This window comes from Neisseria sicca (assembly GCF_017753665.1).
In the GTDB taxonomy this organism is placed as follows: Bacteria; Pseudomonadota; Gammaproteobacteria; order Burkholderiales; family Neisseriaceae; genus Neisseria; species Neisseria flava.
Window position 1 is genome coordinate 1,800,493 of record NZ_CP072524.1, and the last position, 21,456, is coordinate 1,821,948.

Consider the following 21,456-nt stretch of genomic DNA (forward strand, 5'->3'; position numbering starts at 1 on the left):
AACCGATTGTGAAGCCGAATAAACTCACAGAGGCAGCCGATACTGCCCCTCTTCCGCTTCACGGCAAAAACCGGAGAACAACATGATTACATTGGCCGTAGATGCCATGGGCGGCGACTCAGGTCTCGCAGTTACCGTCCCCGGTGCCCTTGCCTTTTTGAAACAGCAGCAAGACGTACACCTCATTATGGTCGGCGACGAATCCGCCGTCCGCCAAGCCCTCTCCGCAGCCAACGCACCAATGGAGCGCATTACCGTGCTCCACGCCTCCGAAGTCGTCGGCATGGACGAAGCCCCTCAGCTTGCCCTGAAAAATAAAAAAGACTCCTCCATGCGCATTGCCATCAACCAAGTCAAAGAAGGCACCGCGCAAGCCGCCGTCTCTGCCGGCAACACCGGCGCGCTCATGGCGACCGCCCGCTTCGTCCTCAAAACCATTCCCGGCATCGACCGCCCCGCCATCGCCAAATTCCTGCCTTCCGACAGCGAACACCTGACCCTCGCCCTCGATTTGGGCGCAAACGTCGACTGCACGCCCGAACAGCTCGTACAGTTCGCCATCATCGGCAACGAACTCTTCCAAGCCCTCTACCCGCAAAAAGGCAGCCCGCGCGTCGGCCTGCTGAACGTCGGCACCGAAGACATCAAAGGCACGGACACCGTCAAACAAACCTTCAAACTGCTCAAAAGCAGCAAACTGAATTTCATCGGCAACATCGAAAGCAATGGCGTCCTATATGGCGAAGCCGACGTGATTGTCGCAGACGGCTTTGTCGGCAACATCATGCTCAAAACCATCGAAGGCGCGGTCAAATTCATGAGCGGAGCCATCCGTCAGGAATTCCAACGCAACCTGTTCAACAAAATGGCCGCCGTCGCCGCCCTCCCCGCCCTGAAAGGCTTGAAAAGCAAACTGGATCCCCGCAAATTCAACGGCGCCATCCTGCTCGGCCTGCGCGGCATCGTCATCAAAAGCCACGGCGGCACAGACGATGTCGGCTTCAGCTATGCCTTAGAAGAAGCCTACCACGAAGCAAAATCCGCCAGCCTGTCGAAAATCGAACAAGGTGTCGCCGAACAACTTACCGCATTGGAGACAATCAAGGAACAAAAAGAGGCTGCTTCTGATACGGCAGAATAACGCCATTGAACGACGAAATATAAAAACGTCGTCTGAAAAATTTTCAGACGACGTTTTTTTGAAAAATCATATGCCGGCATTGGGTTGATGATTTTTAGAACAAACTTGCCAAACTATATGCTGTCCGGCAAACCAAAACTTGTGGCACAAGCTTTATCGGCAAATTATGCCGAAAACTTTAAAAGCTTTTTCCATAACATTTGAAAGCAAAGTCCATGCTGCATCACCTTCGTCATTTCCACACAGACAAAAGTCTATATTTCAGTCTTTCAAGAATATTTAAATATTTCCAAGATTTCTAATCTTTAGGTTTCCACTTGCACGAAAATAGTAGAGCCAATCTCGAAAACGAAATAAGTTCGCTATATAAATCGGTTACCTAGCTCCCCCACCCCGCAACCGCGAACCTGAAACAATCAAAAAGGTCGTCTGAAAACGTTGGACAAAGCTGCTTTCCCGTTTTCAGACGACCTTTTTTTACGGCTATATATTATTCACCCAAGAGCGCAATATCCGCTACCGCGTTCATCTGCTCTGCCAAACGGTTCAGCAAATTCAGGCGGTTTTGTTTTACGGCGGGGTCTTCAGCCATCACCATCACGCTGTCGAAGAAGGCATCGACTTGCGGTTTAACGGAGGCCAGTTCGGACAAGGCGGTTTGGAAATTGCCTTCGGCAACAGCAGCGGCAATTTTTGGCTGCAAGCCTTGTGCGGCGGCATACAGGGCTTTTTCTTCATCTTGTTGCAGTAGGCTTTCATTGACTTCGCCCAGCGCGGCATCGGCTTTTTTCAGCAGGTTTTGCACGCGTTTGTTGGCGGCAGCGAGCGCGGCGGCTTCGGGCAGTTGTTTGAACGCGGCAACGGCTTGCAGTTTGGCGGTCAAATCGTCCAAACGGCGCGGCTGTTTGGAGAGTACAGCGGCGACGATGTCTTGCGGATAGTCGTTTTGCAGCAATACGGCAAGGCGCGCCTGCATGAAGTCGGCGGTTTCAGACGACGTTTTCTCGTTGAGCAAACCTTGGGGGAAGCTGTCGAAGGTCGTCTGAATTAGCTCGTTTACGTCCAAACCATACTGCATCAGCATCCGCAAAATACCCAAGGCGGCGCGGCGCAGGGCGTAGGGGTCTTTGTCGCCGGTCGGAATCAGACCGATGCCCCAAATGCCGACCAAGGTTTCCAGTTTGTCGGCAAGTGCAACGGCAGTAGCGACTTTGCCGTTCGGCAGATTGTCGCCGGCGAAACGCGGTTGGTAGTGTTGCTCGACGGCTTCGGCGATTTCTTCGGTTTCGCCGTCCAAACGGGCATAGTATTTGCCCATCGTGCCTTGCAGTTCGGGGAATTCGCCGACCATTTCGGTAACCAAGTCGGCTTTTGCCAAACGCGCGGCGCGTTCGGCTGCGGCAGCGTCCGCGCCTAAAGCTTTAGCGATGTGGGCGGCGATGCTTTGCAGGCGTTCGATACGCTCGGCTTGCGAGCCGATTTTGTTGTGGTACACCACATTTGCCAGCTTGGGCAGGCGGCTTTCCAAAGTCGCTTTTTGGTCTTGTTTGTAGAAGAACTCGGCATCGGACAGACGCGCACGCAAGACACGTTCGTTGCCTTGGATAATGTGCGACGGGTCTTCGGTTTGCAGGTTGGAGACCAACAGGAAGCGGTTCATCAGCTTGCTGTTTGGGTCGAGCAGCGGGAAGTATTTTTGGTTTTGCTGCATGGTCAGAATCAGGCATTCCTGCGGCACGGCGAGGAAATGTTCTTCAAAACCAGCTTCCAAAACAACGGGGTATTCGACCAGCGCGGTAACTTCGTCCAACAGGGCTTCATCGGCGGCAACGGTCGCTTTCAGACGACCTGCCTGCTCGTTCAAGGCTGTCTGAATCGCGGCTTTGCGCTCGGCAAACGAAGCGACGACTTTGCCTTGCTCGCGCATTTGTGCGGCGTAGCTGTCGGCGTTTTCAATGGTGATTTCACCGCTGGACAGAAAGCGGTGTCCCAAGGTTTGATTACCGCTTTGCAGGCCCAAGACGCTGACGTTTACGATGTCGCTGCCGTGCAGCACAATCAGCCCGTGAACGGGGCGCACGAAGGTAAACGTGCTGCTGCCCCAACGCATCACTTTCGGAATCGGCAGTTTCTTAACAGCTTGATTGATAATGTCTTCCAAGAGTTCGCCCAACGGTTTGCCGGTTTGGACGTATTCGTAGGCGTACACATCCTGTTTGCCGTCGTGGACGATGGTCAGGTCTTCGATTTTTGCCCCTGCACCGCGCGCAAAACCTTCCAAAGCCTTGGTCGGCGCACCGTCTTTCATGGCATTCGTTACGGCAGGGCCTTTTTTCACGATTTTCTGATCGGCTTGAACGGCTTTGACGTTTTTGATTTGAACGGCCAAACGGCGCGGCGAGGCGTAGGCGGTAAATTCGGCTTCGCCGTCAATCAGTTGCGCTTTTTCCAAGCCTTCGGCAACAGAAGTGGCGAAGTGGTTGCCTAAATTATTCAGGGCTTTTGGGGGGAGTTCTTCGGTAAGGAGTTCGATTAAAAGGGTTTGGGTTGTCATGGGAGACTTTCTGTTTGTCCGTAGGTTCTGCTTATAAATCCTGCATATGCCGTACGGCCTGTATTAATGGATACGCAATAAAGGTCGTCTGAAAACCTGTTTCAGACGACGTATCGTTATTTTTTAATCAACGGGAAGCCCAGTTTCTCGCGGCTTTCGACGTATTTCTGCGCCACGGTGCGGCTGAGGGCGCGGATGCGGCCGATGTAGGTGGCGCGTTCGGTCACTGAAATGGCGCCGCGTGCGTCTAATAGGTTGAAGGTGTGTCCGGCTTTGAGGACCAGCTCGTAGGCGGGCAGGGCGAGGCTGGCGTTTTCTTCGGCGAGCAGGCGTTTGGCTTGCGCTTCGTAGTCGTTGAACTGGCGCAGCAGCCAGTCGGCATCGCTGTATTCGAAGTTGTAGGTGGATTGTTCGACTTCGTTTTGGTGGTAAACGTCGCCGTAAGTTACTGTATTACCGTCGAGCGTTTTTGCCCAAACGAGGTCATAGACGTTTTCCACGCCTTGCAGGTACATCGCCAAGCGTTCGATGCCGTAGGTGATTTCGCCGAGTACAGGGGTGCAGTCGATGCCGCCGACTTGTTGGAAGTAGGTAAACTGGGTTACTTCCATGCCGTTTAACCAGACTTCCCAGCCCAAGCCCCATGCGCCGAGGGTGGGGTTTTCCCAGTCGTCTTCGACGAAGCGGATGTCGTGGACTTTGGGGTCTATGCCCAATTCGCGCAGGGAGTCGAGATAGAGGTCTTGGATATTGGCGGGGGCGGGTTTGAGGGCGACTTGGAATTGGTAATAGTGTTGCAGGCGGTTGGGGTTGTCGCCGTAGCGGCCGTCTTTGGGGCGGCGGCTGGGTTGGACGTAGGCGGCAAACCAAGGCTCGGGGCCGAGCGCGCGCAGGCAGGTGGCGGGGTGAGATGTGCCGGCGCCGACTTCCATGTCGAAAGGTTGGATGACGGTGCAGCCTTTGTCTGCCCAGAATGTTTGCAGTTTGAAGATGATTTGTTGGAAGGTGAGCATGGCTTATGTTTCGGATTGGGATAAAAGAGGGATTTTACTGTTTTGACGGTGTTTTGGGTAGGTGTACAGGCAGATGGAATGGCGGGGCGGCGGTGTGATTTGACTGTCAATAAATGCGGAAACATGCCACAATGCCGTTATCCTGTTGTCTGTTTTAATCTGTTTTGATTGAATTTGAGGAGTCGCCCATGACCCCGATTTTGGCTTTCGATATCGAAACCGTACCTGATGTGAACGGCATCCGCCTGTTGTACGACCTGCCTGCCTCTTTGCCGGACGACGAGGTGGTCTTGTTCGCCCAGCAGAAACGCCGCGCCCAAAACGGCTCTGATTTTATGCAACACCACTTACACCAAGTGGTCGCCATTTCCTGCTGTATGCGTTGGGGGCAGGACAAAATCCATGTCGGCACCATAGGCGAAATAAACGACAGCGAAGAGGAAATGATCGCCAAGTTTTTCGACCTTATCGAAAGCCATACGCCGCAATTGGTCAGTTGGAACGGCGGCGGCTTCGACCTGCCCGTCCTGCATTACCGCGCGCTGATACACGGCATTGCGGCGGCGCGTTATTGGGATATGGGCGAAGGCGATTTCGGCGACAGCCGCGATTTCAAGTGGAACAACTACATCAGCCGCTACCACAACCGCCATTGCGACCTGATGGACCTGCTCGCCCTGTACCAACCGCGTGCCAATGTGCCGCTGGACGATATGGCGAAACTTTGCGGTTTCCCCGGCAAACTGGGCATGGACGGCAGTAAAGTTTGGGAGGCGTTCCACGCAGGTCGTCTGAAAGACATCCGCGATTATTGCGAAACCGATGCGGCAAACACTTATTTAATGTTCCTACGCTTCCGCCTGATGAGCGGCGCTTTGGACGCGGATGAGTATGAAGTGGAAGTCAAACGGCTGAAGCATTACCTGACCGGACAGGCTCAGGACAAGCAGCATTGGAACGAGTTTGTCGCCGCGTGGCGTTAAACGTCAGGCTTGGAAAGGCTATCTTCCTGCCAACCATAAAGGTCGTCTGAAAAGCAGAATCCGGTATGAACTGGCCCCCAAATCTTGGACACTCATAAAAGCCTTTTCAGGCGCTCTGTGCAAGCTGGGTTCTGTATGCGACAGGACTCAGCTTTTTCAATTTCAGACTGCAACGCTCCCGGTTTTAGTAATCCATATAGTCATCTATCTGCTTCATCAATTCGTCCACCGTCAATTCTCCTGCGTTATAGAAACACTCCGTCTTCAACACCGCAAAGAAGCTTTCCATCGGCGCATTGTCCCAGCAGTTCGCCTTTCGCGACATGCTTTGAACCATGGAATGCTCCGCAAGCAATTCCCTATACCCCGCCGTACGGTACAGCACGCCCTGGTCGGAATGCAGCATCGTTCCTTCGCCGGTCAGCCGGGGTGCGGCTTTTTCGAGCATTTCCTTCACCATTTCGCTGTCGGCTCTGCGGCTCATGGCGTAGGCGACGATCTCGCGGTTGAACAAGTCCAAGATTGGCGAGAGGTACAGTTTGCCGTCGCTCCCTTTGAGTTCGGTCACGTCGGTCAGCCATTTTTCGTTGGGCTTTTGGGCTTTGAACCGGCGTTTGAGGAGGTGTTCCGATATTTCGCCCATGGCGGGATGGCGGTAGGCTTTTTTCGCCCGTATTTTGGCTTTCAGCCCCAACTGCCTCATCAACCGAGCTGCTTTTTTGCGGTTCCAATCCAATGCTGCGGCAATGCGCCTTTGCCCGTAGCGTCCTTTATGTCGTCGGTAGGTTTCGACAAGGAGGGCTTTGTCGGCTGCGTCGGGGTCGGGCCGGTCTTGGTGATGGTAGTAAAAGCTGCTTTTGGGCAGGTTTGCGATGTGCAGCAGGTATTTGAGCGGGTGTTGCGCCCTCAGTGTTTGGACGGTTTGGCTTTGTCCTTTTCGGTCCGCTTTTGGCTGAGGGCTTTCAACTCCTTTAGGTAGGCGACCTTTGCGCGCATATGGCACAACTCTTCGATAAGCTCTGCCTGAGACCTTTGCAAAATTCCCCAAAATCCCCTAAATTCCTACCAAGACATTTAGGGGATTTTCCATGAGCACCTTCTTTCAGCAAACCGCACAAGCCATGATTGCCAAACACATTGACCGCTTCCCACTATTGAAGTTGGATCAGGTGATTGATTGGCAACCGATCGAACAGTACCTGAACCGTCAAAGAACCCGTTATCTCCGAGACCACCGCGACCGTCCCGCCTATCCCCTGTTGTCCATGTTCAAAGCCGTCCTGCTCGGACAATGGCACAGCCTCTCCGATCCCGAACTCGAACACAGCCTCATCACCCGCATCGATTTCAACCTGTTTTGCCGTTTTGACGAACTGAGCATCCCCGATTACAGCACCTTATGCCGCTACCGAAACTGGCTGGCGCAAGACGACACCCTGTCCGAATTGCTGGAACTGATTAACCGCCAACTGACCGAAAAAGGCCTAAAAATAGAGAAAGCATCCGCCGCCGTCATTGACGCCACCATTATTCAGACCGCCGGCAGCAAACAGCGTCAGGCCATAGAAGTCGATGAGGAAGGACAAGTCAGTGGACAAACCACACCGAGTAAGGACAAAGATGCCCGCTGGACAAAGAAAAACGGCCTCTACAGACTCGGTTACAAACAACATACCCGTACCGATGAGGAAGGCTATATCGAGAAACTGTACATCACTCCCGCCAATACCCATGAGTGCAACCACCTGTTGCCTTTGCTGGAGGGCATTGCCGAAGGCACGACCGTCTATGCCGACAAAGGCTACGACAGTAAGGAAAACCGGCAACATCTGAAAGACCATCAGTTGCTGGACGGCATTATGCGCAAAGCCCACCGCAACCGTCCGCTGACGGAAGCGCAAACCAAACGCAACCGATATTTGTCGAAAACCCGTTATGTGGTCGAACAAAGCTTCGGTACGCTGCACCGTAAATTCCGCTACGCCCGGGCAGCCTATTTCGGACTGATTAAAGTGAGTGCGCAAAGCCATCTGAAGGCGATGTGTTTGAACCTGTTGAAAGCGGCCAACAGGCTAAGTGTGTCTGTTGCCGCCTAAAAGGCGGCCCGGATGCCTGATTATCAGGTATCCGGGGAGGATTAAGGGGGCATTTGGGTAAAATCAGGAGTAATTAGGAGCGGAAATAGACGAAAACCTGTGTTTGGGTTTCGGCTGTCGGGGGAAGGGCTTTTTTGCAAAGGTCTCTGCCTGTGTTTTTTCTTGGTCGGGTTTGTCGGCGATGAAGGGGTTTTTGCGGTGTGGGGGCATGGTTTTGGATTGGGGGTGTTCGAGTGCGCCGATGCCGCCTTCCTGATAGGCGCGTATCCATCGCCGCAGGTGGGTTCGGGAAATGCCGTAGTGGTCTGCGGTACGCTGTTGGCTGCGTATGTGCAGGTAGTGGAGTACGGCTTGGTATTTGAAGTGTAATGTATATTTGCTCATAAAAAAACTGCACCTTGTGAGTTGGAGGGGATGTATCCAACTTTTGGGGTGCAGTTCAGTATGGATTTCTGTTTTCAGACGACCCTAAACAAAATTAGAACCTACAATGGATTAACTTCAAACCAAAACAACGTTACCTCACCTTAACTCAAAGAAAACACGATTTACTAAGATTCAAAAGTTCAAGGTAAATCAACTGCAGACTCTATATAGCCGACCATTCCTCTAACCTATCCTGCTTTAAAGTGAAATCTCTATAAGACGTCGTCTGAAAACCAAATAGCTGCCCTCTCCACGTTCGTTTCTTACGCACAAAAAAATACCGGCAAAGCCGGTATTTTAAAATTTGGCGCGGCGGACGGGGCTCGAACCCGCGACCCCCGGCGTGACAGGCCGGTACTCTAACCAACTGAGCTACCACCGCGCATCATTGTTTTGCAACAATGAAAGGAAACTTGGTGGGTGATGACGGAGTCGAACCGCCGACATTCTGCTTGTAAGGCAGACGCTCTACCAACTGAGCTAATCACCCGAAAATAAAAAATACCGACAATGTCAGTATTTTGAAATTTGGCGCGGCGGACGGGGCTCGAACCCGCGACCCCCGGCGTGACAGGCCGGTACTCTAACCAACTGAGCTACCACCGCGCATCATTGTTTTGCAACAATAAAGGGAACTTGGTGGGTGATGACGGAGTCGAACCGCCGACATTCTGCTTGTAAGGCAGACGCTCTACCAACTGAGCTAATCACCCTTGTCGCTGCGTTTGCGAAGACACTATTAAATCAAAAAAGCATCCGCTGTGCAAGCTTTATTTTTTATCGCATTAAGTATTTCCTTGCAAACTCCAGTTTTCAAAAGAAATAATTTCCTCCTGTCTGCCTGCGACAACCAAAATATCATTCGGTTGCAGCTGGAAATCCAAGTCGGGGTTTTCTATCCTGCTTGTGTTTCGGCGGATAAATAGAAGTTTGATGCCTGCGTTATCCAAAGGTAAATCACGGATGGTCTTGCCTATGGCGTGGGCTTCTCCAGTCAGAGGAAAGGCGTGGCGGCATACCGATTTGCCTCCGTCGTCAAATCCATTTTCATCATCACTGCCGACAAACAAGCCTTCCAAAGAGGCGTAGCGGCTGTGTCGGATGTTGGCAATGGTCTGATAAACATGGTTGAAGGTCGCACCATTACCCAGCATGGCGTAGCTTGCCAGTACCAAGCTGGTTTCTTTGGTGTCGGATACAGCTTCTTCCGCGCCCATATCCGTGAAGGTTTTGACGTAATCGTCATTGGTAGCCCGAACATACACAGGCATGCTCGGATGCAAGGACATGATATTGTCGAGAACATGCTGGGTTTCGTGCATATTGTTCAGGGTAATGACCACCATTTTGGCGCGCTCCAAACCTGCCGCCTCCAAGACTTCGCGCCGTTTGGCATCGCCGAACGAGACCGGTTCGCCGGCATTGCGTGCCACCTGAACCCTGCCGATATCGAGGTCGAGGGCGAAGAAGGGGATGTTTTCCTGAGCCAAGACACGTCCGACGGTCTGACCGCCGCGTCCGAAACCGATAATCAGGACGTGGTCGGATTTGCTCATGGTTTCCACCAACATACTGTGCAAATCCAATGCCTTCATGTCCCAGCTTGATTTGACGAAACGGCTGACGATGGCATCGCTGCTGCCCAAGATAAATGGGGCAATAATCATAGACAACAGAATCGCTGCCGTAGCTGCCTGCTCCAGCTCGGGCGACACCATATTGATTTTGCTGGAGATGTTTAACATCACAAAACCAAATTCGCCGCCTTGTGCCAAATAGAGGGCTGTTTTTAAGCTATCCGCAATCGGATGCTTCATATGCAAAGCGATGAAAAAGACGACCAATGCTTTCAATACCAGCAAAATTGCCAGCAAAATCAGAATCTGCTGCCAGCCGCCGATTAAAGCTTGGATATCCAGTTTCATGCCGACCGTGATAAAGAAGAAACCGAGCAGAATATCGCGGAACGGACGGATGTCGTCTTCCACCTGAAAACGGTATTCCGTTTCCGAAAGCAGCATACCGGCGACGAATGCGCCCAATGCCATCGACAAGCCTTCCAGTTCGGTCAGATAAGCTACGCCCAAGGTTACCAGCAGGACGTTGATCATAAACAATTCAGACGACTTGCGTTTGGCGACCATTCTGAACCAGCGCGACATTACCTTGCTGCCGATAACGAACAACACGCCCAGCGTGACCAGCATTTTCAATCCGGCAAGACCCAGCGCGACCCACAGACTGCCTTCTTCGCCATTGCCCGACAACGCAGGAATCAGGATCATCAACGGTACAACGGCAATATCTTGCATCAACAAGACACCCATCGCCATTTGACCGTGCAGCTGTCCCAATTCGGTTTTTTCGGACAGGATGCGGCTGACAATTGCCGTGGACGACATGGTCATCGCCCCGGCTGCGGCAAACGCCCAATTAAAGTTGACACCCATCAGCATCAAAATGCCGATAATCGACAGCATGGTCACAACGACCTGCAAACCGCCCAGTCCGAACACCAAACGGCGCATGGCTTTGAGCTTGGGCAGGGAGAATTCGAGACCGATACTGAACATCAGGAATACGATACCGATTTCACCTAAATAATCAGTAGCATGACCTTGCGGAATCAGCTTCAACATACCCGGACCGGCAATAAAGCCGACCAAAAGATAACCGAGCATGGAAGGAATGTTGAATTTACGGCAATAAATTACCGTAATGACGGAAACGAGGAGGACGATAACGATGGGTGCGAGGGAAAAAGTTTCGTGCATAGAGCGGGCGGCCTTGATGTTTGTTGGAAAATGACTGTTTTATTTATGACAGGCCGTCCGAGCGGACGCGGAATAACATTCCGGCATTGTCGGGACGGAGTAGAGATATTGTATCAAAAAACCCTGTAAAATAATGTTCCTACGCAATAAATAATACCGAATAAATGAACATTTCGAATATTTCTGTTTCAGACGACTTGCCAAATAGACTTTTATTCTCTCAATAAAATAAAAACATTAATAGGACATCCTCCATGCCCCCTACCCCTTGTCCATGTTCTTCTTCCCTACCCTACGCTGAATGCTGCCACCCCTTCCATACTCATCAATCTCATCCGCAAACTGCCGAAAAATTGATGCGCTCAAGATACAGTGCCTGAGACCTTTGCAAAAAAGCACTTCCCCCAACAGCCAAAACCCAAACACAGGTTTTCGGCTGTTTTCTCCCCAAATCACTCCTGATTTTACCCAAATACCCCCTTAATCCTCCCCGGATACCTGATAATCAGGCATCCGGGCCGCCTTTTAGGCGGCAACAGACACACTTAGCCTGTTGGCCGCTTTCAACAGGTTCAAACACATCGCCTTCAGATGGCTTTGCGCATTCACTTTAATCAGTCCGAAATAGGCTGCCCGCGCATAGCGGAATTTACGGTGCAGCGTACCGAAGCTTTGTTCGACCACATAACGTGTAGAAACTAGTAGCGTTGTTTACAGTATTTCTAGGAGAATACTGAAACATGAACATACACAAAAATACACGTCTCACCCCGCACCACCGCCAAGCCATTTGGCTGGCCTACACGCAGGGGAAGGAAAGCATCACCTCCTTGGCACGCCGCTACCAAGTCAGCCGCGTCACCATTTACCGCGCCCTTAAAGCCGCAAGGGCCAAGCTGCTCAAACCGCAAACCAGTACCAACAACCGTTTCAAACAGGCAAAGTACGGAATGAAACGCCTGGCCAAGGTAGAACGCGGTATTCAGGAAAAACTCAAAAAGCAGGCCAAACGCTACAATAAATCCTACCCCGGAGAGCTGGTGCATCTCGACACCAAACGGCTGCCGCTGCTCAAAGGACGAAAAGCCGCCGATAAGCGGGATTACCTGTTTGTCGCCATCGACGATTTCTCAAGGGAGCCATACGCCGCCATTTTGCCGGACAAAACCGCAGACAGCACCGCCAAGTTTCTGACCGAACACCTGATTGATCCCTGCCCATACCTGATTGAGTGCGTTTACTCCGACAACGGTACGGAATACAAAGGCTCGGCCAACCATGCTTTCGGTGTGGCCTGTTACGAGAACGGGATTGGTCAAAAGTTTACCCGGGTTGCCCGTCCGCAGACCAACGGTAAGGCGGAGCGGGTTATCCGTACCCTGATGGAGATGTGGCATAAGAAACAGTCGTTTGACAGTCCGGAACATCGGCAAAAGGAGTTGTGCCGCTTTGTTAATTTTTATAACACTGTGAAGCCACACCGCAGTTTGAACGGCGATACGCCGTTTGAGGTCTTGCAGGCTTATTTTTCTCAACCTGTGGTGTAAACAACGCGACGTGTTCCTACACATAACGGGTCTTCGACAAATACCGGTTACGTTTGGTTTGCGCTTCCGTCAGCGGACGGTTGCGGTGGGCTTTGCGCATAATGCCGTCCAGCAACTGACGCTCTTTCAGATGTTGACGGTTTTCCGCACTGTCGTAGCCTTTGTCGGCATAGACGGTCGTATCTTCGGCAATGCCTTCCAACAAAGGGGACAGATGGTTGCACTCATGGGTATTGGCGGGGGTGATGTGCAGTTTCTCGATATAGCCTTCCTCATCGGTACGGGTATGTTGTTTGTAACCGAGTTTGTAGAGGCCGTTTTTCTTTGTCCAGCGGGCATCTTTATCCTTACTCGGTGTGGTTTGACCGCTGACTTGTCCTTCTTCATCGACTTCTATGGCCTGACGCTGTTTGCTGCCGGCGGTTTGAATAATGGTGGCGTCAACGACGGCGGCGGATGCCTTCTCTAATTTTAGGTTTTTTCGGTCAGTTGTCGGTTAATCAGTTCCGGCAATTCGGACAGGGTGTCGTCTTGCGCCGCCAGTTGCGGTAGCGGCATAAGGTGCTGTAATCGGGGATGCTCAGTTCGTCAAAACGGCAAAACAGGTTGAAATCGATGCGGGTGATGAGGCTGTGTTCGAGTTCGGGATCGGAGAGGCTGTGCCATTGTCCGAGCAGGACGGCTTTGAACATGGACAACAGGGGATAGGCGGGACGGCCGCGGTGGTCTCGGACGTAACGGGTTCTTTGACGATTCAGGTATTGCTCGATCGGCTGCCAACCAATCACCTGATCCAACTTCAATAATGGGAAGCGGTCGATGTGTTTGGCAATCATGGCTTGTGCGGTTTGCCGGAAGAAGGTGCTCATGAGAAATCCCCTAAATGTCTTGGTGGGAATTTAGGGGATTTTGGGGAATTTTGCAAAGGTCTCTGCCTATGTGTTACATAATACTGGTTATATCGTTGCCACCACAGTTCCCTCCCAGCAAAATCTGCTGAATCAAGAAGAAATGCAGAAATGGAGCCAAGGAACCTTTTGGCTGGGATTAGAAGTAATCCACCATACCCTCATTGGCAAACGCCACGCCCAAGTTGAATTTAATGCCCATTTTCAAGATGGAGCTGAAACGGCATGCCATCATGAACTATCTACATTCGTCAATATTGACGGATACTGGTACTTTATTGATCCAACCGTTGCACTCCCGACAATGAAGCAAGCCTGCATCTGCGGTTCAGGAAAAAAATTCAAGGCATGCTGCGGACAATTTTTCAAATAAGGCAGAATGAGACCTTTGCAAAAATAGTCTGCTAACGAAATTTGACGCATAAAAATGCGCCAAAAAATTTTCAATTGACTAAAACCTTCCTAATATTGAGCAAAAAGTAGGAAAAATCAGAAAGGTTTTGCATTTTGAAAATGAGATTGAGCATAAAATTTTAGTAACCTATGTTATTGCAAAGGTCTCAGAATACAAAATCACAAAGGTCGTCTGAAAATATATTTCAGACGACCTCTTCATCTTCATAAGGCAACATAAAAAACTTAGATAAAAAAAACCATTCATACCAAGGGAGAAGTATGAATGGCCAATACATTGCGGGAAAACGTCTTACTTGCTGCACCGCCCAAAAGGGATAAAAGAGCGGTGTGTGTCAGCACTTTGCATTATACAAACCTTAGTATTAAATGCTGTTAAGAAGTGAAATTTTTTGAATAAATTGCTCAGAATATAAGATAAGCGTTAGTTTATTTGGATAAACGGTACATTTTCTATTATTCATATTAGTTAATTTACAACACTTCATTAAATGTAGCTTCATGAAATTAAAATTCACAGCAGCATCCCAAACATTCCTATTACATACCTGTATCTTAAAAACAGGCATCTCCTACTTATTGAAATCCATTTTTTGGAGAGGGTTTCATTATTCTTTTAATAGTTTCAATACTTAGATGTCACGAGCTTCACACAAAAAAGCCCTGCATTGCAGGGCTTTTTGAGATTCCAAAAACGAATTAACGTTTGGAGAATTGTTTTGCGCGGCGTGCTTTGCGCAGACCTGGTTTTTTACGTTCAACTTCACGAGCATCGCGAGTAACGAAACCGGCTTGAGACAAGGCAGGTTTCAGCGCAGCGTCGAAGTCGATCAGGGCGCGGGTAATGCCGTGACGGATCGCGCCGGATTGACCGGTTTCACCTCCGCCGATAACGTTCACTTTGATGTCGAACGCTTCAGCGTTTTCAGTCAGAACCAAAGGTTGGCGAACAACCATGCGGCTGGTTTCGCGGGCGAAGAATTCGTCAACGGGACGACCGTTTACGATGATTTGGCCGGTACCTTTAGTCAGGAATACACGAGCCACTGAACTTTTGCGGCGGCCTGTGCCGTAGTAGTATTTACCGTTCATGTCGTGTCCTTATTTCAATTCCAAAACTTTGGGTTGTTGTGCGGCATGGGCGTGTTCTGCACCAGCGTACACTTTCAGTTTTTTGATCATGGCGTAACCCAATGGGCCTTTAGGCAACATGCCTTTTACGGCTTGTTCCAAAGCGCGGCCCGGGAATTGCTCTTGCATTTCGCGGAAAGTACGCTCGTAGATACCGCCGGGGAAACCGGAGTGACGGAAGTATTTTTTGTCTTCGAATTTGGCACCGGTTACACGCAGTTTGTCCGCGTTGATGACGATGATGTAGTCGCCGGTGTCAACGTGGGGAGTGTATTCAGGTTTGTGCTTGCCACGCAGACGGTGTGCGACTTCGGCTGCAACGCGACCCAGAACTTTGTCTTGGGCGTCGATAACGAACCATTCGCGCTTCACCTCGTGGGGTTTCGCTGAAAAGGTTTTCATAGTGGAAATCCAGATAGATATAGAAAGTTGTGAATTTTAAAGATGGGATTGGCTTTTGTCAATCGGATTGGGGTCGTCTGAAAGTGTTTTTTCTATGATGGCGGTTTTATGCGTAGGGAGATGTTGTTTTTAAGCTGGAAAACATTACTGATGATTCAAAATATCGGGATGTGTTTTTTTAACTTTACGCTTGGTTTTCAGACGACCTCGAAGCCGATGATAAATGAAAGCCATGCCGCAATCGGGCATGGCTTGATATGGGGAATCCCCGCGAGAGCCGTTTTGGCTGAATCCGCTTGAACCTTGTTGACAAGGCGGTCACCTCGGGCAGTTTCGGGTGCATCTAAGGATAGACGCTCGCGCCCACTGCAACTCCCGGCAACCTTAAGCGAACTTATTGGTTCAAAGGAATATATGCCTTCGCGGACACCGCAGGGAAAAAGAAAAATCAGTTTTGTTCCAACCGCGCCAAAGCTTTTTGGCAAGCGTTGTTCATGTCGGTCATTTTACGCTCAAATTCACCTATTGCCAAATCGTCTTTGAGTGTGATTTTAAGGAGGTCGTGGACGACGTTGAGCGCGGTCATAATGGCGATTTTATCGCTGCCGACAATGCGTCCGCTCTCTTTGATGGCGGCACTTTTTTTGTTGAGCATATCAACGGCTTGGAGCAGGGTATCTTTTTCTTCGCTCGGGGTGTTGATGGTGAAATTGACATTCATGATGTCGAGGCTGACTTGTTCGATACTCATGGCGTGTCCTTATGATTGCGTTTCTTGCGGCAGGCGGGAAATGAGCTGGCGGATTTTTTCTGCAGTCTGTTCCAATGCGCTGCGGTATTGTTCTTTTTCGGCATTAAGATTGTCGATTTTGCCTTGAAGGTCTTCTTTGAGTTTGCCGACTTGCACGAGCAACGCTTCGCTCAATTCGTCAACGGCGGCTTCGTGTTCGCGCTTTTGTTGTTCATGCTCGAGCTTGAGGCGGTCGATTTCTTCATTAAGGCGGCGGTTTTCACCAACAAGGGTTTCAAATTTTTGGGCCAGCTGGTAAACGCTGACTTCCAAGGTGTCGAGTGATTGATTCATGTATAGGCTTCCGTATTGCCGCATGGTGGCAGGCGGTCAGGATATTAGGATGATGATGCAGGGATGTCAATCGCTGCCGAATCTTGAGGTCGTCTGAAACTTTTTGGTTTGATGTTTTCAGACGACCTTTACCGTTCGGTCTTACTCAAAGCGCGCGCTGCGCTCCATGAGTCTTTCTGCAACTTGTTGCGGGGTCATTTCCTTGCGGATGAGTTGCAACAGGGTTTGGGTAATGGGCATGTCGATTTGGTATTTCACAGCGGTGTTAAACACTTCTTCGATGGTGCTGACACCTTCGGAAACATGGCCGATTTCCACCAACACTTGATGCAGTTCTTTTCCTTCTGCCAAACCCAAACCGACACGGCGGTTTCGCGAAAGCGCGCCGGTACAGGTCAGGATAAGGTCGCCGATGCCGGCAAGCCCCATCATGGTCTTAGGCTGCGCGCCCATAGCCATGGCAAGACGGGTAATCTCGGCGAGACCGCGCGTCACCAGCGCCGCACGCGCATTGAGTCCGTATTCGAGACCGTCGGAAAGGCCGGTAGCAATTGCCATCACATTTTTGACAGCCCCGCCGACAGCCACGCCGATCACGTCCGTACTACCGTAGAGACGCATTACGTTGGTGTTGAGTTGCGGCACCAATTCCTCAATCCATTCCTGATTTTCTGAGGCGACAACCACAGCGCAAGGCAGTTGTTTGGCGAGTTCTTGGGCAAAGCTCGGACCAGACAGCACGCCGATTTTTTTGTTCTCAGGCAATACTTCTTTCAATACTTGGAAGGTCAACAGCCCTGTATCTTGTTCAAAGCCTTTGCAGGCAGCAAGGACGGGAACGTGGTCGGCATTGTGTTGTTTGAGGAGTTCTGCGCTGCTTCTCAAACCCGCGACAGAAGTTACGACAAGGACGAGTTCGCTGTCTTTGAGTGCATCACCCAAATCAGCGTAAACGGTTAAGGATTCAGGGAAAGGGAAACCGGGCAGGCCGTGTTTGTTTTCACGTTCTGCCTGCAATGTACGGACTTGTTCGGGATTGCGTGTCCAAAGGGCGACTTCGTTGCCGTGGCTGGCAAAGTGCAGGGCAAGGGCTGTACCCCAAGAACCTGCGCCGATGACGGTAATTTTCATTGTGTGTCTTCCAACGGTAGATTGTCGTTTAATTTAAACCAATCGGCTTGGCAGTGCAAGCGATAGAGGCCCATTCAACATGAAAAACGCATGAAAATGCAGAAGCTATCGCATATATTGTTTTTCTCTATTGAAAATCCAATATTGATTTACCGCAAAGGGCAAACCCCGCCCGCTGTTTATACTTCGCGGACAAAAAAAGCCGGACATATCAAACGGACGCAAACAAAGCGGAATGCCATTCCCCATTTTCGCCCGCCATTCATCACGGCAATTAACGGAAACGGTGCTTACTCATAATAATATCCACTACAAAAAGGAACACGCCATGAACTACCGCAACACCCGACTGCTCCTGTCGCTTGCTGTTTTATCCGCATTGGCCGCCTGTGGCGGACAGGAAAGCAAGGAACAAAAACCTGCTTCCGCACCGACCGAGGCCTCTGCCGTTCAGACGACCCCTGACGCAGCTTCAGCTGCCTCAGCAGCGTCCCAAGCCGCTGTTGACAGCAATGCTTCACCTGAAGACCAAGAGCTGCTCAAACGCGCACAAGGCATCTTCAAACCGCTGCCAAGCGCCGAAGAAATGCAGACACTACGCCCGTTTACCGAAGAACAGGTCAAACTCGGCCATCAATTATGGTATGAACCACGCCTCTCCAAAGGCAACACCGTGAGCTGCAACTCCTGACACAACCTTGCCACCGCAGGCGTGGACAACCTGCCGACCAGCCAAGGCCATAAAGGACAGTTCGGCGGACGCAACTCCCCGACCGCTTTAAACGCCGCCCTGCTCGGTATGCAGTTCTGGGACGGCCGCGCGGCTGACGTTGAAGAACAAGCCGGCGGACCGTTGGTGAACCCTGTGGAAATGGCAAACGACTCGCAAGAAGCAGCCGCTGCCAAAATCGCCAAAATCCCCGAATATCAAGAACTGTTTAAAACCGCCTTCCCCGAAGACGGCGCAGTTTCCTTCAAAAACATCACCACCGCACTGGGCGCATTCGAACGCACCCTGTTGACGCCGACCAAATGGGATGACTACCTCAAAGGCAACGTCAACGCCCTGAACGAACAAGAGCGCAAAGGCGTGCGCGCCTTTATGGACAACGGCTGTATCGCCTGCCACAGCGGCGTCAACCTCGGTGGTACAACCTTCCAAAAATTTGGTTTGGTTGAAGGACCGTACTGGAAATTCATCGAAGATCCGAAACACGACAAAGGCCGTGCCGACGTAACCAAAAAAGCCGAAGACGAATTCTTCTTCCGCGTACCAGGCTTGCGCAACGTCGCCAAAACTTATCCATATTTCCACAACGGCAGCGTTTGGGAATTGGACAAAGCCGTTACCATCATGGGTAAAGCACAACTGGGCAAAGATTTATCTAAAGAAGACACCGATAACATCGTTGCCTTCCTGAAAACACTCTCCGGCAATGTTTCCGACTCCGCCCGCACCATGCCCGAACTGCCTTTGTCTGCACCGATGGAATCCCATCCGAACAATAAATAAGCCGTAGATTTAGGGTAACGGAACCCGTTATCCTAAATTTGTGCCATACCAAACGTCGTCTGAAAAAGTTGTCCTGCTTTTCAGACGACGTTTCGATTTATGGAAACGCAATATAACTAGCCCCTCAATATTCAAGCCATTCATTCCTTAAAATACCGATGTCAGCCCTGTTAAGATTTCCAATAAACCCCAATCGTGGTTTATAATCTTTTCTAACGAAACAGGGGTGCTGCCTGATGTTCAGGCGGCTGAGAAATACCCTTTACACCCGATCGGGATAATACCTGCGTGGGGAGTTTTCACGGATTCTGTCTTTCAGACGACCCTTTTTGATATTGGGGCCGTCTGAAAAAGCAAAACGCTCCTGTTTCTTCTTTTCAAACGAGAAAACAGGAGCATTTTTTATGACTACGCCAAAGAAAACCGCCAAAACCTCCGGCAACGAAGCGCGCGAGCTTGCCGACTTGAGCGAAGACATCGGCATCCGCTTCAAATATCCGAACTCGGAGCGCGTGTATCTGCAAGGCAGCCGCGACGACATCCGCGTGCCTTTGCGTGAAATCCGTCAGGACGACACATACACGGCGCAAGGCACGGAAGCCAACCCGCCGATTCCCGTCTATGACACCAGCGGCGTGTACGGCGATCCGGCGGCGCACATCGACCTGAAACAAGGCCTGCCGCACGTCCGCACCGCATGGCTGGACGAACGCGGCGATACCGAAATCCTGCCCACACTCTCCAGCGAATACGGCATCGAACGCGCGCACGACCCGCAAACCGCCCATCTGCGCTTCAACCAAATCACCCGCCCGCGCCGCGCGAAAAGCGGCAGCAACGTAACCCAGCTTCACTATGCGCGCCGCGGCATCATCACGCCCGAAATGGAGTTTGCCGCCATACGCGAACGCATGAAGCTGGACGAACTTTTCAGACGACCCGAATACGCCAAGCTCTTGAAACAGCACGCAGGGCAAAGTTTCGGCGCGAACATCCCGACCCACCCCGACCAAATCACGCCCGAATTCGTGCGCCAAGAAATCGCCGCCGGACGTGCGATTATCCCCGCCAACATCAACCACCCCGAACTCGAACCGATGATTATCGGCCGCAACTTCCGCGTCAAAATCAACGGCAACTTGGGCAATTCCGCCGTAACCTCCAGCCTGACCGAAGAAGTCGAAAAAATGGTGTGGTCGCTGCGTTGGGGCGCGGACACGATTATGGATTTGTCCACCGGCGCGCATATCCACGAGACGCGCGAATGGATTATCCGCAACGCGCCCGTCCCCATCGGTACCGTGCCCATCTATCAGGCTTTGGAAAAAACCGGCGGCATTGCCGAAGATTTGACTTGGGATTTGTTCCGCGACACCTTAATCGAACAGGCGGAACAAGGCGTGGACTATTTCACCATACACGCAGGCGTGTTGCTGCGCTATGTGCCGATGACCGCCAACCGCCTCACCGGCATCGTATCGCGCGGCGGCTCCATCATGGCGAAATGGTGTCTCGCCCACCATCGGGAAAACTTCCTCTACACGCATTTCGACGAAATCTGCGAAATCATGAAAGCCTACGACGTGTCGTTCAGCCTCGGCGACGGCCTTCGCCCCGGCTGCATTGCCGATGCCAACGACGAATCCCAATTTGCCGAGCTGCACACCTTGGGCGAATTGACCGCCAAAGCATGGGAACACGACGTACAAGTCATGATTGAAGGCCCCGGCCATGTGCCGCTGCAACGCGTTAAAGAAAACATGACCGAAGAGCTGCAACACTGCTTTGAAGCGCCTTTCTACACACTCGGCCCGCTCGTTACCGACATCGCCCCCGGCTACGACCACATCACCTCGGGCATAGGCGCAACCAACATCGGCTGGTACGGCACAGCCATGCTCTGCTACGTTACCCCGAAAGAGCATCTCGGCCTGCCCGACAAAGAAGACGTGCGCACCGGCATCATCACCTACAAACTCGCCGCCCATGCCGCTGACCTCGCCAAAGGCTGGCCGGGCGCACAATTACGCGACAACGCTCTGAGCAAGGCGCGTTTCGAGTTCCGCTGGCGCGACCAATTCCGCTTAAGCCTCGACCCCGAACGCGCCGAGAGCTTCCACGACGAAACCCTGCCTGCCGAAGGCGCAAAAATCGCCCACTTCTGCTCAATGTGCGGCCCCAAATTCTGCTCGATGAAAATCACGCAGGAAGTACGCGACTACGCCGACAAGCAAAAAGCCCAGCGGCAGGGCATGGAGGAAAAAGCGGTCGAGTTTGTGAAGAAAGGGGCTGAGATTTACAGTTGATAAAAAGGTCCTTGGATTCGGATTTCAAGTGCA

At 51.5% G+C, this 21,456-nt stretch carries 15 protein-coding genes, 4 tRNA genes, 1 other RNA gene, 4 pseudogenes and 1 riboswitch; of the genes and pseudogenes, 7 read left to right on the forward strand and 17 right to left on the reverse strand.

Going from position 1 to position 21,456, the window contains the following annotated elements; translation table 11 throughout:
• Nucleotides 1-82: 82 nt before the first annotated feature.
• The gene (gene plsX / locus J7445_RS08425) at nt 83-1,141 is read left to right on the forward strand and encodes a phosphate acyltransferase PlsX (protein ID WP_209282986.1); all 1,059 of its coding nucleotides are present in this window, start codon (nt 83-85) and stop codon (nt 1,139-1,141) included.
• A 490-nt stretch (nt 1,142-1,631) separates the two neighbouring features.
• Here plsX and glyS read toward each other — a convergent pair whose 3' ends face one another.
• Nucleotides 1,632-3,695 carry a glycine--tRNA ligase subunit beta gene (gene glyS, locus J7445_RS08430; protein ID WP_209282987.1) on the reverse strand — a complete coding sequence of 688 codons (2,064 nt, stop codon included), beginning with the start codon at nt 3,693-3,695 and terminating at the stop codon, nt 1,632-1,634.
• 116 nt (nt 3,696-3,811) lie between these two features.
• Nucleotides 3,812-4,708 carry a glycine--tRNA ligase subunit alpha gene (gene glyQ, locus J7445_RS08435; RefSeq protein WP_003744037.1) on the reverse strand — a complete coding sequence of 299 codons (897 nt, stop codon included), beginning with the start codon at nt 4,706-4,708 and terminating at the stop codon, nt 3,812-3,814.
• Between the two features lie 188 nt (nt 4,709-4,896).
• On the opposite strand from glyQ, the gene J7445_RS08440 reads away from it, so the two are divergent.
• Nucleotides 4,897-5,691: a 3'-5' exonuclease gene (locus tag J7445_RS08440; protein ID WP_101810874.1), complete on the forward strand. Its 795-nt coding sequence runs from the start codon at nt 4,897-4,899 to the stop codon at nt 5,689-5,691.
• Between the two features lie 184 nt (nt 5,692-5,875).
• On the opposite strand, the gene J7445_RS08445 is transcribed toward J7445_RS08440, so the two are convergent.
• Entirely contained in the window at nt 5,876-6,694 is an 819-nt protein-coding gene (locus J7445_RS08445) for an IS3 family transposase (RefSeq protein WP_209282988.1), read from the reverse strand.
• Nucleotides 6,695-6,779: 85 nt separating this feature from the next.
• Between J7445_RS08445 and J7445_RS08450 the strand changes: the two genes are divergently transcribed.
• The gene (locus tag J7445_RS08450) at nt 6,780-7,787 is read left to right on the forward strand and encodes an IS5 family transposase (protein WP_209282989.1); all 1,008 of its coding nucleotides are present in this window, start codon (nt 6,780-6,782) and stop codon (nt 7,785-7,787) included.
• A gap of 63 nt (nt 7,788-7,850) precedes the next feature.
• Here the strand turns inward: J7445_RS08450 and J7445_RS08455 are convergent, their stop codons facing one another.
• The 7 genes and pseudogenes from J7445_RS08455 to J7445_RS08490 all read right to left on the reverse strand — a co-directional run.
• Entirely contained in the window at nt 7,851-8,171 is a 321-nt protein-coding gene (locus tag J7445_RS08455) for a helix-turn-helix domain-containing protein (protein ID WP_244969472.1), read from the reverse strand.
• A 347-nt stretch (nt 8,172-8,518) separates the two neighbouring features.
• Nucleotides 8,519-8,595: transfer RNA gene (locus J7445_RS08460), tRNA-Asp, on the reverse strand.
• Nucleotides 8,596-8,627: 32 nt separating this feature from the next.
• Nucleotides 8,628-8,703: transfer RNA gene (locus tag J7445_RS08465), tRNA-Val, on the reverse strand.
• Nucleotides 8,704-8,742: 39 nt separating this feature from the next.
• A tRNA-Asp gene (locus tag J7445_RS08470) sits at nt 8,743-8,819 on the reverse strand.
• 31 nt (nt 8,820-8,850) lie between these two features.
• Nucleotides 8,851-8,926: transfer RNA gene (locus J7445_RS08475), tRNA-Val, on the reverse strand.
• A 72-nt stretch (nt 8,927-8,998) separates the two neighbouring features.
• On the reverse strand, nt 8,999-10,987 hold the full coding sequence (locus J7445_RS08480; protein WP_209282990.1) for a monovalent cation:proton antiporter family protein: 1,989 nt from the start codon (nt 10,985-10,987) through the stop codon (nt 8,999-9,001).
• Between the two features lie 525 nt (nt 10,988-11,512).
• Nucleotides 11,513-11,689 (reverse strand): annotated as a pseudogene (locus J7445_RS08490) (transposase); the annotation flags it as partial.
• Nucleotides 11,690-11,727: 38 nt separating this feature from the next.
• Here J7445_RS08490 and J7445_RS08495 point away from each other — a divergent pair.
• The gene (locus tag J7445_RS08495) at nt 11,728-12,534 is read left to right on the forward strand and encodes an integrase core domain-containing protein (RefSeq protein WP_209282991.1); all 807 of its coding nucleotides are present in this window, start codon (nt 11,728-11,730) and stop codon (nt 12,532-12,534) included.
• A gap of 19 nt (nt 12,535-12,553) precedes the next feature.
• Here J7445_RS08495 and J7445_RS08500 read toward each other — a convergent pair.
• Nucleotides 12,554-13,403 (reverse strand): annotated as a pseudogene (locus J7445_RS08500) (IS5 family transposase); the annotation flags it as partial.
• Between the two features lie 52 nt (nt 13,404-13,455).
• On the opposite strand from J7445_RS08500, the pseudogene J7445_RS08505 reads away from it, so the two are divergent.
• Nucleotides 13,456-13,815 (forward strand): annotated as a pseudogene (locus tag J7445_RS08505) (YchJ family protein); the annotation flags it as partial.
• 740 nt (nt 13,816-14,555) lie between these two features.
• Here J7445_RS08505 and rpsI read toward each other — a convergent pair.
• The 6 genes from rpsI to J7445_RS08535 form a co-directional block, all read right to left on the reverse strand.
• A complete protein-coding gene (gene rpsI / locus J7445_RS08510; protein WP_003744048.1) occupies nt 14,556-14,948 on the reverse strand; it encodes a 30S ribosomal protein S9 in 393 nt (130 codons plus the stop codon).
• 9 nt (nt 14,949-14,957) lie between these two features.
• Nucleotides 14,958-15,389, reverse strand: coding sequence for a 50S ribosomal protein L13 (gene rplM, locus J7445_RS08515; RefSeq protein ID WP_003744049.1), 432 nt, complete (start codon nt 15,387-15,389; stop codon nt 14,958-14,960).
• A gap of 261 nt (nt 15,390-15,650) precedes the next feature.
• Nucleotides 15,651-15,830, reverse strand: a non-coding RNA gene (gene ssrS, locus J7445_RS08520) — 6S RNA.
• Between the two features lie 7 nt (nt 15,831-15,837).
• On the reverse strand, nt 15,838-16,140 hold the full coding sequence (locus tag J7445_RS08525) for a cell division protein ZapA (protein ID WP_209282992.1): 303 nt from the start codon (nt 16,138-16,140) through the stop codon (nt 15,838-15,840).
• Nucleotides 16,141-16,149: 9 nt separating this feature from the next.
• Complete coding sequence (locus J7445_RS08530) at nt 16,150-16,473, reverse strand: hypothetical protein (RefSeq protein ID WP_019271148.1); 324 nt, start codon at nt 16,471-16,473, stop codon at nt 16,150-16,152.
• Between the two features lie 141 nt (nt 16,474-16,614).
• Nucleotides 16,615-17,604, reverse strand: a complete 990-nt coding sequence (locus J7445_RS08535) for an NAD(P)H-dependent glycerol-3-phosphate dehydrogenase (RefSeq protein ID WP_209282993.1) — start codon at nt 17,602-17,604, stop codon at nt 16,615-16,617.
• 328 nt (nt 17,605-17,932) lie between these two features.
• On the opposite strand from J7445_RS08535, the pseudogene J7445_RS08540 reads away from it, so the two are divergent.
• Nucleotides 17,933-19,117 (forward strand): annotated as a pseudogene (locus tag J7445_RS08540) (cytochrome-c peroxidase).
• A 212-nt stretch (nt 19,118-19,329) separates the two neighbouring features.
• Nucleotides 19,330-19,429, forward strand: a riboswitch (TPP riboswitch).
• A 92-nt stretch (nt 19,430-19,521) separates the two neighbouring features.
• The gene (gene thiC, locus J7445_RS08545; protein WP_101810869.1) at nt 19,522-21,423 is read left to right on the forward strand and encodes a phosphomethylpyrimidine synthase ThiC; all 1,902 of its coding nucleotides are present in this window, start codon (nt 19,522-19,524) and stop codon (nt 21,421-21,423) included.
• Nucleotides 21,424-21,456: the final 33 nt, after the last annotated feature.